At 69.0% G+C, this 13,626-nt stretch carries 12 protein-coding genes; 6 read left to right on the top strand and 6 right to left on the bottom strand.

Annotated features, from left to right (window positions below; translation table 11 throughout):
• Positions 1-36 precede the first annotated feature (36 nt).
• Complete coding sequence (locus VEC11_RS10440; protein WP_464130764.1) at positions 37-450, top strand: hypothetical protein; 414 nt, start codon at positions 37-39, stop codon at positions 448-450.
• On the opposite strand, the gene VEC11_RS10435 is transcribed toward VEC11_RS10440, so the two are convergent.
• Positions 447-1,454, bottom strand: a complete 1,008-nt coding sequence (locus VEC11_RS10435) for a PfkB family carbohydrate kinase (RefSeq protein ID WP_464130762.1) — start codon at positions 1,452-1,454, stop codon at positions 447-449. The two genes, VEC11_RS10440 and VEC11_RS10435, sit on opposite strands and share 4 nt — an antisense overlap.
• A 209-nt stretch (positions 1,455-1,663) precedes the next feature.
• Between VEC11_RS10435 and VEC11_RS10430 the strand changes: the two genes are divergently transcribed.
• Positions 1,664-2,035: an OmpA family protein gene (locus tag VEC11_RS10430; protein WP_464130760.1), complete on the top strand. Its 372-nt coding sequence runs from the start codon at positions 1,664-1,666 to the stop codon at positions 2,033-2,035.
• A gap of 58 nt (positions 2,036-2,093) precedes the next feature.
• A complete protein-coding gene (locus VEC11_RS10425; protein ID WP_464130757.1) occupies positions 2,094-2,435 on the top strand; it encodes a TFIIB-type zinc ribbon-containing protein in 342 nt (113 codons plus the stop codon).
• Positions 2,436-2,459: 24 nt separating this feature from the next.
• On the opposite strand, the gene VEC11_RS10420 is transcribed toward VEC11_RS10425, so the two are convergent.
• Positions 2,460-2,699, bottom strand: coding sequence for a hypothetical protein (locus VEC11_RS10420; RefSeq protein ID WP_464130754.1), 240 nt, complete (start codon positions 2,697-2,699; stop codon positions 2,460-2,462).
• A gap of 164 nt (positions 2,700-2,863) precedes the next feature.
• On the opposite strand from VEC11_RS10420, the gene cysD reads away from it, so the two are divergent.
• Together cysD and cysC are read left to right on the top strand one after the other, a co-directional pair.
• Positions 2,864-3,766, top strand: a complete 903-nt coding sequence (gene cysD, locus VEC11_RS10415; RefSeq protein WP_464131218.1) for a sulfate adenylyltransferase subunit CysD — start codon at positions 2,864-2,866, stop codon at positions 3,764-3,766.
• Positions 3,766-5,562, top strand: coding sequence for an adenylyl-sulfate kinase (gene cysC / locus VEC11_RS10410; RefSeq protein ID WP_464130751.1), 1,797 nt, complete (start codon positions 3,766-3,768; stop codon positions 5,560-5,562). The genes cysD and cysC overlap by 1 nt, the downstream gene beginning before the upstream one ends.
• Here cysC and VEC11_RS10405 read toward each other — a convergent pair.
• Positions 5,559-5,906, bottom strand: coding sequence for a hypothetical protein (locus VEC11_RS10405; RefSeq protein ID WP_464130747.1), 348 nt, complete (start codon positions 5,904-5,906; stop codon positions 5,559-5,561). The genes cysC and VEC11_RS10405 overlap by 4 nt on opposite strands.
• Positions 5,907-6,207: 301 nt before the next feature.
• Here VEC11_RS10405 and VEC11_RS10400 point away from each other — a divergent pair, with 301 nt between their 5' ends.
• Complete coding sequence (locus tag VEC11_RS10400; RefSeq protein ID WP_464130743.1) at positions 6,208-7,368, top strand: TIGR03032 family protein; 1,161 nt, start codon at positions 6,208-6,210, stop codon at positions 7,366-7,368.
• 3 nt (positions 7,369-7,371) lie between these two features.
• Here the strand turns inward: VEC11_RS10400 and VEC11_RS10395 are convergent, their stop codons facing one another.
• Genes VEC11_RS10395 through VEC11_RS10385 form a run of 3 tightly spaced genes read right to left on the bottom strand, consistent with a single transcriptional unit; the run spans position 7,372 to position 13,419 of the window.
• The gene (locus VEC11_RS10395; protein ID WP_464130739.1) at positions 7,372-7,881 is read right to left on the bottom strand and encodes a hypothetical protein; all 510 of its coding nucleotides are present in this window, start codon (positions 7,879-7,881) and stop codon (positions 7,372-7,374) included.
• A complete protein-coding gene (locus VEC11_RS10390) occupies positions 7,878-8,390 on the bottom strand; it encodes a hypothetical protein (protein ID WP_464130736.1) in 513 nt (170 codons plus the stop codon). The genes VEC11_RS10395 and VEC11_RS10390 overlap by 4 nt, the downstream gene beginning before the upstream one ends.
• 13 nt (positions 8,391-8,403) lie before the next feature.
• Positions 8,404-13,419, bottom strand: coding sequence for an autotransporter outer membrane beta-barrel domain-containing protein (locus tag VEC11_RS10385; RefSeq protein ID WP_464130733.1), 5,016 nt, complete (start codon positions 13,417-13,419; stop codon positions 8,404-8,406).
• Between the last annotated feature and the right edge of the window lie 207 nt (positions 13,420-13,626).

Genomic DNA, 13,626 nt, shown 5'->3' with positions numbered 1-13,626 from the left:
ATGACACCGGTGTCTCCCGCAAGCGGAGATTGCGCCATGCCCAGACTCAGCCCTGTCCTTCTCGCCGGCCTGCTGGCCATCGGCGCCGGCGGCGCCCTAGGCGGAGTCGGGGCCGAGCAGAAAGCCGAACGGGTCGGCGACACACGGGCCTGTATCCCCAACGGCGCGATCGTCAGCCGGGTGGTGGAGGATGAGCAGACCCTCAGCTTCGAGCTGCTGGGCGGTCGGCGCTACCGCAACCGCCTGTCCGGCCCCTGCCCGGGCCTCCGCCAGGCCGGCAGCGGCTTCGGCGCGCTCGGCTTCGAGGTGCATGGCAGCAGCCTGTGCCGGGGCGACCTGCTCCGGATCGTCGATACGGCCCGCGGCGAGACCTCGAACATCCGCACCGCCACCGCCTGCCCGCTCGGCGCCTTCGAGCGCCTGCCGGACCGCGAACTCCCCCGGCGCTAGCGCCGCACGTCCAGTTCGCCCGCAAGAAACGCATCGATGTCGCGCTGAGCGAACAAGCTCGCATCGCCCGGCAGGCTGTGCTTGAGGCAGGTGAGCGCAAGGCCGGCATGGACGGTACGGTCCAGATCCTGCCCGCTCAGCATGCCGTGCAGGATGCCGGCGGCGAAGGCGTCGCCCGCGCCGATCCGGTCGACGATCCCCGCCACCACTTTCTCCCCGGTCTGCGCCCAGCCCTCACGCCCGTCGAGCCGGGCGGCGATCCGGTGGGTGTCCGCATCGGTGACGTGGCGAGCGGTGGAGGCGATCAGCGTCAGGCCCGGAAAGGCCGCGAACGCCGCCTCGGCCGCCTCGCGCCGCCGCTCCGGCCCCTCGCCGCTGAAGTCGCGCCCCAGCAGCAGCGAGATGTCGCGATGATTGCCGAAGAGGATGTCCGCCTGGTCGACCAGCGCCTTCAGGATGGCGGCCGGGTCGCCGTCCCAGCGGCTCCAGAGCTGCGCCCGGTAATTGCCGTCGAAGGAGATGGCGACGCCCTTCGCCTTTGCCGCCGCCGCGGCCGCCCTGGCCGCATCCGCGGAGCGGGGGCCGAGCGCCGGCGTGATGCCGGACAGGTGCAGCAGGTCCGCGCCGGCGAGCAGCGCGTCCCAGTCGAAATCCTCCGGCCCCGCGCGCGCGAAGGCGCTGCCGTCCCGGTCGTAGACGATCTCCGACGGTCTGAGCCCCGCGCCCGGCGACAGGAAATAGAGGCCCATCCGCCCCTCCCCCGTGCCGACCCCCGCCGTATCGACGCCAAAGCGCCGCAGCGCGCCCGCCGCGGCGTCGCCGAGCGCATTGGCCGGCACCCTGCTCACCATCGCCGTCTCGTGGCCGAGCCGGGCCAGCCCCACCGCGACATTGGCCTCGGCCCCGCCGACATGGACGTCGAGCCGGCCGCTCTGCAGCAGCAATTCCCGCCCCGGCGCGGTCAGGCGCAGCAGCAGCTCGCCGAAGCAGATGATCTTGCCCATCGTCCCTCCCGTTCGCGGCGGTTCTAATCCATCGCCCGGCAAAAAGGTAACCGGTTTCCGCACAGGCTGCGGGAAGACGCACGTTGCGTCAGGGCCCCGGCATCCTATGTAGGCGCATGGCCTTGCTCGGACTCGCCCTGGCATTCCTGTTTCAGACGGCAGCCCCGTCCGCGCCAGCGCCCGCTCCCGCGCCGCAGGCGACACGGCCCGTGCGTCCCCGGCCCTGGCCGGAAGCCGGCCCGTCGACCGTCTATTTCGCGCATGGCAGCGCCCGCGTGGAGGGTGAGGGAGTCGCCGTCGTCAACTCCATGGCGGACGATTACCGCCGCAACGGACGGGTGACCGTCGAGGTCCTCGCCAATGCCGATCATAGCGGCTCCCAGGCGGCCAATATGCGCCTCTCCCAGCGCCGCGCCCGCGCGGTTGCCGATGCGCTCGTCAGCAATGGCGTCCCCCGTGCGGTGATCGTGCTGCGGCCCGTCGGCGAAGGCGCGCCGCAGGTCATGACGCCGGACGGCGTGCCTGATCCGTTCAACCGCTATGCGCGGATCATCTTTCCGGTGCCGCCGCCACCGCAATGAGCCTCGCGCCGCAGAGGCGCCTCTCCCCCAGAATCCATTTGAATCCCAGGAGTTTGTAATGACCAATGCCGCCGTTGGAATGCCCTGCCCTGTCTGCAAGGTCCCGCTCGTGATGAGCGACCGCCAGGGCGTCGAGATCGACTATTGCCCGCAATGCCGCGGCGTCTGGCTCGACCGGGGCGAGCTCGACAAGATCATCGAGCGCAGCGCGACCCAGGATGTCGGCCCCGCGCCGCAGGCCGCCCCCGCCCCGCAGGCGCCGGTGCCCGGCGTGCAGCGCGCGCCGGACCCCTATGCGGGCCGGCCGGCTTATTATGGCGACGATGACGGGCGGCGCCATCATGGCCAACACGGCCATCACCGGCGCCGCAAGTCCTTCTTCGAGGAACTGTTCGACTAGGGCAGCGCGGCCTCGCCGCCTGCCTTACGGGCTGACGGGGTTGTTCAAATCGTCATCGTCGTTCGAGGTGAACAGGATGGCGGCGGCGAGCACGCCGAAGATGATGACCGCCGGGAGAATATAGCCGTCGCCATCCAGGCCGCTCGGCTCGTTCAGCTGTGCGCCCACCGGCGCCAGCGACAGCGGCGCGGCGGACTGGGCAAGCACAGGCGCGGACATCATCGACAGGCTGATCGCGGCCGCAAGCGGCTTGGTGAAACGCATCTCTTCTCTCCCAACGAAACGGGTGCGTAACAGAACGCTCTGTTACATAATCAGAAATTTCCGCCGCCCGAATTTGTTCCGCCGCGCCTGCCGCGGACGTGCTTTCCCGGTTGACCTGTGCCCCGCACAGCCTGCACGACGCGTCGGGGACGACGGGGAGGACATTGCCGGGCGACGACCATCTGAGCCGGCTGGAGGCCGAGGCGATCCACATCATCCGCGAGGCCGTGGCCGAGGCGGAGCGCCCGGTCATGCTCTTCTCGGGCGGCAAGGACAGCATCGCCATGCTGCATCTGGCGCGGAAGGCCTTCTTCCCGGCCAGGCCGCCCTTCCCGCTCCTGCACGTCGATACGGGCTGGAAATTCGCCGAGCTCTATGAATTGCGCGACCGGCTGGCGGCGGAGGCGGGCATGGACCTCATCGTCCACCGCAACCCGGACGCGGAGGCCCGCGGCATCAATCCGTTCGACCATGGCGCGGCGCTGCACACCGAGCTCTGGAAGACCGAGGGGCTGAAGCAGGCGCTGGACGCGGGGCGGTTCGACCTGGCCTTCGGCGGCGCCCGGCGCGACGAGGAGATGAGCCGGGCGAAGGAACGGATCTTCTCGGTCCGCTCGGCGAGCCATGGCTGGGATCCGAAGCGGCAGCGCCCGGAGCTCTGGCAGCTCTACAACGGTCGCCGCGCCCCCGGAGAAACGCTCCGCGTCTTCCCGCTCTCGGACTGGACCGAGCGCGACATCTGGGCCTATGTCGCCCGCGAGCGGCTCGCCGTCGCCTCGCTCTATTTCGCCGCCGATCGGCCGACCGTGGTCCGTGACGGCACCCTGATCATCCTGGATGACGCGCGCTTTCCCTTCGCGGACGGCGAGGCTGCGGTGACGCGCCGGGTCCGCGTGCGGACGGTCGGCTGCTGGCCGCTCACCGGCGCGGTCGAGAGCGACGCCGCCACGATCGAGGCGGTGCTCGCGGAGATGGCGCGGGACGGCAGCTCGGAGCGCTCCGGGCGGCTGATCGACAGGGACCAGCCCGCCTCGATGGAGCGCAAGAAGCGGCAGGGCTATTTCTGATGGCGTCCACCCTGCTCCGCTTCCTGACCTGCGGCTCCGTCGACGACGGCAAGTCGACCCTGATCGGCCGGCTGCTGCACGATTGCCGCGCTTTGCCGGCGGACAAACTGGACGGAATCGAGGATTTCTCGCTGCTCGCCGACGGGCTCGAGGCCGAGCGCGAGCAGGGCATCACCATCGACGTCGCCTATCTCTATTTCGAACGCGGCGAGCGCCGTTTCATCCTCGCCGACACGCCCGGCCACGAGCAATATACGCGCAACATGTCGACCGGCGCCTCGCGCGCGGACCTTGCCATCGTGCTGGTCGACGCGAGCAAGGGCGTGCTGACCCAGACGCGGCGCCACGCCACCATCGCCAGGCTGCTCGGCATCCGCAGCTTCGTCCTGGCGGTGAACAAGATGGACCTGATCGGCTTCGACCAGGCGCGGTTCGAGGCGATTATTGCCGACTTCGCCGCCTTTGCGGAGACGATCGGGATCGAGCGCTTCACCGCCATTCCGGTCTCGGCGCTGGAGGGGGACAATATCACGGCGCCCTCGCTGCGGACGCCCTGGCATGACGGCCCTGCCCTCCTGCCCTTCCTGGAGACGGTCGAGCCCGCGCAGGGGCCGAGCATCGCCGGCCTGCGCCTGCCGGTGCAACAGGTGATCCGCGACGGTGGCGCGCGTGTCTATGCCGGCCTGATCGCGGCCGGCAGCGTCCGCCCCGGCGACGCGGTCAGCATCGCACCCGCAGGCACCCGCGCCACGATCGCCCGGATCGCGACGATGGACGGCGACCTCGACCGCGCCGAAGCGGGCCAGTCCGTCGCGCTCGGCTTCACCACCGAGGTGGATTGCTCGCGTGGCGACATGATCGTCGCGGGCGAGGCGCCGCAGCTCGCCGACCAGTTCGAGGCGACCCTCATCTGGATGGCCGAGGAGGCCTTGCTGCCTGGCCGGCAATATCTGCTGAAGCTGGGCACGCAAACTGTCTCCGCGACGGTGCAGGAGCCCAAGTACAAGATCGGCATCGACACGATGGAGCAGTTGGCGGCGCGGACGCTGGCGCTGAACGAGATTGGCGACGCCGTCGTCCATACCGCGCGGCCGATCCTCTTCGAGCCCTATGAGCAAAGCCGCGCATTGGGCGGCTTCATCCTGATCGACCGGCTGACCGCGGCCACGGTCGCCGCGGGCCTGGTCCGCTTCGCGCTGCGCCGCGCCGGGAATCTGCACGAGCAGGCGCTCGCCGTGACGCCTGAGCGACGCGCCGCGCTGAAGGGGCAAAGGCCGAAACTGCTCTGGTTCACCGGCCTCTCGGGTGCCGGCAAGTCGACCATCGCCAACCTGGTCGAGCAGAAACTGCACGCGCGCGGGCACCACACCTTCCTGCTCGACGGCGACAATGTCCGCCTCGGCCTCAACAAGGATCTGGGCTTCACCGCCGCCGACCGCGTCGAGAATATCCGACGCGCCGGCGAGGCGGCGAAATTGATGCTGGACGCGGGCCTCATCGTGCTCACGGCCTTCATCAGCCCGTTCCGCGCCGAGCGGGCGATGGTGCGCGAGCTGGTGCCGGACGGCGACTTCCTCGAAATCTTCGTCGACACGCCGCTCGCCGAGGCGGAACGGCGCGACGCGAAAGGCCTCTACAGGAAGGCGCGCGCCGGCAAGCTGGTCAACTTCACCGGCGTCGATTCCCCCTACGAGGCGCCGGAAGCGCCCGAGATCCGCATCGACACGATGGTGATGGACGCCGAGGCGGCGGCCGACCTGATCGTCCGCCGGCTGCTGGACGGGCAGGCCAGTTAGTCGAACGTGAAGTCGGGGAACCAGTAGAGCCGCAGCTGGCGGCCGTCGGGCATGTGCCCGATCAGGTTCAGCTTCGTCGTTGGCCAGACCGCCTTCTTCGTCCAGCTGCGCAAATATTCGCTCTCGATCACCGCGCCCATGCCGCCGATCCGCTCTTCCGGATGATCCGTCGCCCAGTCCTCGATCACTTCCCGGGTGAGGATGGTGAGCGCATTGGCGAGGTGCGCACGGCGATGCTCGGGGTCGGTGGCGGAGCGCAGCATGGCGATCCGGACGCGGACCTGCTCGATCCGGGCGACGACGAGCGTGGTGACGGCGACGAGCCGGTCATCCCGATAGGCCATGGTCGCGAGCTGCTTTGCGCGGAGCGCCGGGTCGACGCCGGACGGCAGCAGGTTGAGCCGCGTCCAGAAATCGATCGCGTCCGCCTCGAACCTGGGGTCGTCGCGGTGCCAGGCGGCGTGCAGGTCGTAGCCCGCCGGATTGACCCGGATTTGGAAAGGCGGAATGGCGGAAAAACCGCCATTTCCGCGGTACCGCGAACCGGGACGGGAAAGGCGCCGTGGCCGCGGCAGACGACCCGCCCGCCTGTGTTGAACGGCCGCGAATAAGCGTTAGGATCGCCGCGCAAGCGACGGGGGGACAATGGCGAAGGGCAAGAACGGCGCATCCGGGGGCGAAGCCGGGGCATCGCCCGACGTCGCGGTCGAGGAAGCCCAGGCCGCGCCGCAGCCGGCCCAGCCCGCGGCCGACCAGACCCGGATCAGCGTGTCCCGCGGCTTCGGCAACTGGCTGGTCCGCGCCAATTGCAGCCTTGCTTTTACCTCCTACCAGACCGGCCAGCTCTTCCTCGTCGGCATGCTGCCAGGCGGCCAGGTCAGCTTCCACCAGCAGAATTACGTACGGGCGATGGGCGTGCACGCGACGCCGCAGCGTCTCTATGTCGGCTCGCTCTTCCAGGTCTGGCGCCTCGAGAACGTGCTCGCCCCGCACGAGCGCGCCAACCAGCATTTCGACCGGCTCTACGTGCCACGCAACGCCCAGACGACGGGCGATGTCGACGTGCACGAGCTCAATGTCGACAGGGCCGGGCGGGTGATCTTCGTGAACACCAAATTCTCCTGCCTGGCGACGATGAGCGTGACGCACGGCTTCAAGCCGCTCTGGAAGCCGCCATTCATCTCCCGGCTGGCCGCGGAGGATCGCTGCCATCTGAACGGCCTCGCCATGGAGGACGGGTCGCCTGCTTACGTCACCGCAGTCAGCCGCTCGGACATGATCAACGGCTGGCGCGACCGGCGCCACGAGGGCGGCGTGCTGATCGACGTGCGCGACGACCGGATCGTGACCGACCAGCTCTCCATGCCGCACAGCCCGCGCGCGACGCCGGACGGCGTCTATCTGCTGGACAGCGGCCGCGGCCAGATCGTCCGGGTGGATCCTGAGACCGGCGCCCGGACCGACATCGCCTTCTGCCCGGGCTTCCTGCGCGGGCTCGCCATCCACAACGGCTATGCGATCGCCACCGTCTCGCTGCCGCGCGACGGCGCCTTTTCCGGGCTGGCGCTGCAGGACGAGCTCAGGAAACGGGACGGCGAGCCCTGGTGCGGCGTCTGCATCGTCGACCTCAGGAGCGGCGACTTGGTGGAATGGATCCGGCTGAACGGCGCGATCAAGGAATTGTTCGACGTGGCGGTGATCCCGGACGTGCGCTGCCCGATGGCCCTCGGCGTGCAGTCCACCGACATCCAGAGCCTGATCTCCTTCGATCCCGAATTCGGCCCGCTGTCCGCACCGGCCGGCTGACCGTCAATAATAATCGGTGCGGTAGTCGTCGAACCAAGAGATGCGGAGCTGGCGGCCGTCCGGCCCGTAGCCGGCGAGGATGAAGCGGGTCTGCGGCCAGTAAGGCTGCCTGCTGCGCTCGGCGAGCTCTTCGCCCTCCACACAGGCGCCGAGGCCGGCGATCCGCTCGCCCGGATTGTCGCGCGACCAGCGCTCGAGCAGATCCCGGGAATAGAGGGTCAGCGCCAGGGCGACATGGCTGCGCCGGAAGTCGGGATCGACGGCGCCACGCAGCATCGCCAGCCGCGCCCGGACCTGCTCGACCGGCTCGATCGCCGCAGTCTGGACGCCGGCCAGCCGCTCGCCCCGATAGGCGACGGCGACCAGCTCCGCCGCGCGCTGCCCGGGCGCGACGTCCGGCGGCAGGAGCTCCAGCCGCCGCCAGAAGGCGATCGCGTCCGCCTCGATGCGCGGGTTGCGCAGCCGCCAGGCCGGGCGCAGCTCGAATCCGGGAGCTATCTCTTCCGGCCTCATGATTCGATCCGGTAATGATCGAACCAGACGACACGGACCTGCTTGCCGTCATGCGTGTAGGCGACCAGCGTCCAGCCGAAATAAGGGCCCCACGGCATGCGCGCCGCCTCGCCCCATGCGCCAGGCTCGACGAAGCCGATGAGCCCGGCGATCCTCTCGTTCGGATTCGCCTTCGACCATTGCTCGAGCATCGTCATCGTCGGCAGGGCCAGCGCGACCTGGGCGTGGGTTCGTCGGAATTCAGGCGCGGTCATGCTGCGCATCACCAGGAAGCGGGCGCGCAGGAAATCGATATATTCCACGACGCCGGTCGCGACCGCGGCGATCTGGCCTTCGCTATAGGCAGCGGCGGCCAGCTGTTTGGCCCGGTCCTCCGGCCGCACCTCCGGGGGAAGGATGTCGAGCCGCGTCCACATCTCGATGGCATCGGCCTCGATACCGGCATCATTGCGCTGCCAGGCGATGCGAATGTCGAACCCGGCGACCGACAGCGCGCCCTCTTCAGCCACCGCGTCCCCGCGCTCAGAAGCGCAGGCGGATGCCCGCGCGGCCGCCAATGCCGTCGCGCTCGCCGCCGAAGTCCAGCTCGCCGCGCGCGAAGGCCTCCAGCCGCCCGGTCGAGTAATTGAGGCCGGCGGTGATCTCGCCATAGGTGCCGGGCGCGTCCTGGGTGAGGGTGAGCGACGGCCCGAGCGTGAAGGTCGCGCTGTTGTCGCCCGAAAATTCCTCGACCGCATAGATGCCGACGAAGGGCGACCAGGTGCCGCCGCTCGCCGAGCGGAACTCGCCGCCGACCCGGAGGCCGATTGACCCGCGGAAGCTCTCGATGTCGTCGAACGACACGGCGGCGCCCGCCACCGTATAATCGTCGATGTCGACGTTCACCCAGGTCAGACTGACCGCCGGCTCGAAGAAGACGTTGCCGCTGCGGAACCGGTAACCGGCGACGCCGCGCAGGCCCCAGGCGGTGGCGTCGAACTCGGCCAGCAGGTTGGCGCCCGGCGTCGCGTCGACGTCGACCCAGTCCACCTTGGCCAGCGCGTTGAAGAAGAAGCCGCTCTCCGCGTGGAAGGCCGCATAGGCGGCGAGGTTGTAGCCGTCCATCTCGACATTGTTGAAGCTTGCGTCGAACTCTGCCTCGGACTTGCCGTAGCCGAAGCTGAGGCCGAGGATGGTGCCGCCCGCCTGATAGTCGAGGCCGGCCTGGACGCCGATATAATCCTGCTCGTAGCTGGTGTCGAAGACGGTGGTCGCGCCGCCGCCGACGAAGCTCTGGCTCGCCTCGCGGTCGACATTGCCGCCCACCACCTGGACCCAGCCGTTGAACCGGCCGCTGCCCGTGAGATGGTTGGCATGCACCGTGCCCGCGGGCTCGAGCCCGTCGCGCGCCGCCTCCAGCTGGGCGGTGATCGCGTCGGCGCTGTTGTACCAGAAATTGGTCAGCATCTCGGCCTGCTCGACCGTCTCGAACACGGGCTGGTCGGGCAGCGCCTGGAGCAGGAAATTGTTGTTCGGCCCGTCGAACAGCAGGTTGAGCCGGATATAGGGGACGTTCTGCGCGCCGCCGGCCAGGGTGAAGGCGGTGGCGCTCGTGCCGGCCGCGGCATCGACCACCAGCGTGCCCGTCAGGTTGAAGATGGGCGGGCTCAGGATGTTGGCATCGATGATCGTGGAGCCGGTCGCCGCGCCGGTGAACAGCACGTCGGCCGTGGTGGTGGCGAGGTTGACGTCGAGCTGCAGGCGGCTGCCCGCCGTGCCGACATAGGCGCCGATCACGTTCAGCGAGTCGCCGACCGCCCCGTCGCGCATGTCGATCCGGCCGGTGGCGAGATTGTTGAACGTCTCGAGCCCGGTGAAGCTCACCGCGCCACTGGTCGAGCGGACCTGGCCGCTATTGTTGAACACATCGGTGCCGGCGCCGAACAGGCTGTCGCCGATCGCGTCGAACGTGCCGGCATTGTTGACGACGTCGGCATTGTCAGTGAGGTCGATGCGGCCGCGGATCGTGCCCGCCGCGGTCGTCGCCACCGTCGCTGCGCCGCCCGTGGCCTGGACCGCGAAGCCGCCGCCCGTCGAGACGACGAGGCCGCGGACCGTGACATTGCTCGCGGTCGGGGAGGTGATGTTGATGGCGTCGCCCGCGGCGGTGACATTGGTCGCGTCGACGGTGGCAGCGCCGGCCGTCGTGATCGCTCGGATGCCGATCCCCGTGGTCGTCGTGGTCCCGGTCGTGGTGACCAGAATGTTCGCGTCCGAGATCGCATTGATGCCGATCGAGTTCGCCCCGGTGGTCGTGACGTTGCCGGAGGTGATGGTAACGGCACCGCCGGCCTGGCCGCGGATCCCCGTCGCGCCCGCCCCGCTCGTGGTGACGTTGCCGCTCGTGATCGTCACGGTTCCGGCGCCGGAGACGCCGCTGATGCCCGTGGAATTGCTGGTGACCGCGGTGCTGGTGACGGACACATTGCCGTTGCCCTGGGCGAAGATGCCGAGGGATCCGGCGCCGCTGGCGGTCACTGTGCCGCTGGTCACGGTAACACTTCCGCCCGACAGGGCACGGATGCCGTCGCTGCCCGCGCCGGTCGTCGTGATCCCGGTGCTGGCGACCGTGACGTTGCCTGTGCCATAGGCCGCAATGCCGATCGCAGTGGCACCGCTGGTATTGATCGTGCCGCTGGTTACGCTGAGCGTGCCCGCGCCGCTCTGGATCGCGGCGATGCCGACCCCGGAAGCGCCGGTGGTGGTGATCGACGTCGAGCTGATCGTCACGTTGCCGGCGACCGAGCCGACGGCGAAGATGCCGAAGCCAGCGGCCCCGGTCGTGCGGATCGCGCCGGTGCTGGTCACCTGGATATTGCCGGTGTCGGTATAGGCCGCGATGCCGTCGGCGACGGTGCCGGCGGTGTTGATCGCGCCGCTGCTCGTGATCGTGACGTCGCCGACCTCGGCCATGCCATAGAGGCCGTCGCTGTCGAGGCCGGCCGTCGTGATCGCGCTGCTGCTGGTGATCGTGACATTGCCCGAGCCGAAGGCATTGCCCTCGATGCCGGTCGCATTGTCACCAGCCGTGTTGATCGCGCCGCTGCTCGTGATCGCGATGTTGCCGACCGTCGTATAGGCGTCGATGCCGTCGCTGGCCGCGCCGGTCGTATTGACCGGCCCGGTGCTGGTGATGGTGATGTCGCCCTGGTAGCCGAAGGCGTTGATGCCGTCGCTGTCGGTGCCGGCCGTGCTGATCGCGCCGCTTGTGATCGTCGTGTCGCCGAAGAAGTTGGTCGTGTAGATCCCGCTCGCGCTGGTGGCGCCCGTGGTGGTCACGCTCGTGCTGTTGACGACGAGATTGCCGTTGATCGCCAGCGCAATGATGCCGTCGGCACCGTCGCCCGTCGTGTTGATCGTGCCGCTGGTGACGGTGACATTGCCGTTGCCCGAGGCCGCGATGCCGACCGCGCCGGCCCCGGTTGTGCTGACCGTGCCGCTGGTGATCGTCGTGTCGCCGTCCACCGCAAGGGTGAGGATGCCGGCCGCACCGGCGCCCGTCGTTGTGACCCCCGTGCTGGTCACCGAGACGTTGCCGGCGGTGTTCACCGACCCGTATATGCCGAACGCGCCATCCCCCGTCGTGCCCACCGTGCCGCTGGTGATCGTGACGTTGCCGGTGTCGGCCCCGCCATAGATGCCGACGCTGCCGACCCCCGACGTGCTGACCGTGCCGCTGGTGACGGTGACGTTGCCATGGAGCGAATAAGCGTAGATGCCGACGCTGTTCGCGCCCGCGGTCGAGACCGCGCCGCTTTCGACCTCGACATCGCCATAAGCGATCGCGCCGATACCGGTCGAGTCGATGCCCTGCGTCGTCACCGTCTCGCTGTGGATCTCGATCGTGCCGCCGGTCGCGTTGGTACCGAGGCCGGCAAGCGCGACGATGCCGTCCGCATTGGTCCCCGAGGTCGCGACCGCGCCGCTGTCGATATAGATGTCCCCGCCGCCATTGGTCTGGCCGCCGCTAAGGGCGAAAAGGCCGGTCGAGTTCGCGCCGCTCGTCGTGACGTTGACGCTGTGCAGGTCGATATAGCCATAATAGGCGTTCACGCTGATGCCGATCGAATCGGCACCCGAGGTGACCACCGTCCCGCTGATGACGCGCGCATCGGTGAAGGCATTGGCGATGATGCCCGGGCTGTTCGCGCCAGCGGTCGTGGCGGTATTGCTGGTGATCTGGACCCAGCCGTTCGCCGAGGTGCCCTGCACGGCAGGGCTGTTGACGCCGCCCGTCATGCTGGTCCCGCTGACCACGGTGACGCCCGGGCCGACGCCGATCACGTTCTGCGGTCCGGGGGGCGCCAGCATCGGCGCACCCGGGGGGCCCGGGGGGGCCGGGGGCGGCGGCACGAAGCCGGTCTGGACCGCGGAGACGCCGGGCGAATTGTCGCCGGTCGTCTGGACGGTTCCGACGTTCACCGCCACCGTGCCGGCGCCGGTGACGGAGACGGCCGGACTGTTGTCGCCGCCGGTAAAGATGGAACCGATGTTCAGATAGACGGAATCGGCCACGCCCGTGACGGAGACGGCGGGGCTGTTGTCGCCCAGCGTGCTGACCGAATCGAGGATGATCGACACCGACGTATCCGCCGTCGAGGGGAAGATCGGGTTGGTGACGGTCGCCAGCACGCCGATGCTCCCGAGGCCCTGTGTCGCCACGGAACCGCCGGTGATCTCGATCGTGCCGCCCGTCGAGGTCGCGATAATGCCCGGGCTACCGTCGCCCAGGGTAGCAAGCGTGCCCACGTCGATCGAGATCGGCCCGGCTTCGCCGGAGGTCAGGCCGGCGCTGGCAGTGGCCAGGATGCCGGGCGAATTGAGTCCGGTGGTGAGCACGTTGCCGCTGCTGACGGAAACCGAGCCGCCGCCGTATTTGCCGCCGACCGTGGCGATGATGGCCGGGGAGTTGTCGCCCTGGGTGATCACGCCGTTGGTCGTCACGCTGACCGCGCCGACGGCGTAGGACGAGCCGCTCGAGGCGCCCGCGATCACGCCGGGCGAGCTCGTACCGAGCGTCGCGACCTGGTCCGCGACGACCTGCGTGCCGCCGCGGCTCTGGGCAAAGATCCCGGGTGAAAGGTTGCCGATGGTCAGCACGTCGTCGACGCCGGCGTAGACCGTGCCCGACGCCGATGTGGCAAAGATGCCGGGCGTCCCGTCCAGCGTCGAGTTGATGAAGGTGCTGGTCCGTCCCTCGATGCGCAGGTCGACGCCGGGGACGCCGGCGCTCGTCTCTACGCCCTGGCCGACGAGCGTGCCCGGTTGCAGGACGATGGTCAGATCCTCGACGGCGCCCGGATAGTTGATCCCGCCCGGATAGGGATTGCCGGCGGGCGTGCAGGTGACGGTGCTGCCGGGCCCCGGCGGCGGGACACCGCATTCCTGCTGTGCCATCGCGGCCGACGGCAGGGCAGCATAGACCAGCAAGCTGGTGCCGATCAGCAGCGCCTTGCGCCGCGCCCCCGCGATGCGGGAGGCCCTTTCGCTGGAATTCAAGGAAAAAACATCGCCCTGAACCGGCATGAAAGCCTCCCACCGTTCATTGTCGCCAGAATCAAACGTCCCGGCGCTGTTTCGGGGGGTTAACGGATCGACGGCAGCTTGCCTAGTCGAATTGGCGGAAAACCGCGGAAATTCTGTCGAATATTTAAACATTGTTACGAGGACTTGACCTTGTCCTCTCACAGGATAGTTTAGTCCTAA

This window comes from Allosphingosinicella sp. (genome assembly GCF_035626655.1).
GTDB lineage: Bacteria > Pseudomonadota > Alphaproteobacteria > Sphingomonadales > Sphingomonadaceae > Allosphingosinicella.
The sequence above is the reverse complement of the archived record's forward strand: the minus strand, read 5'-3'. Positions and strand labels throughout refer to the sequence as shown.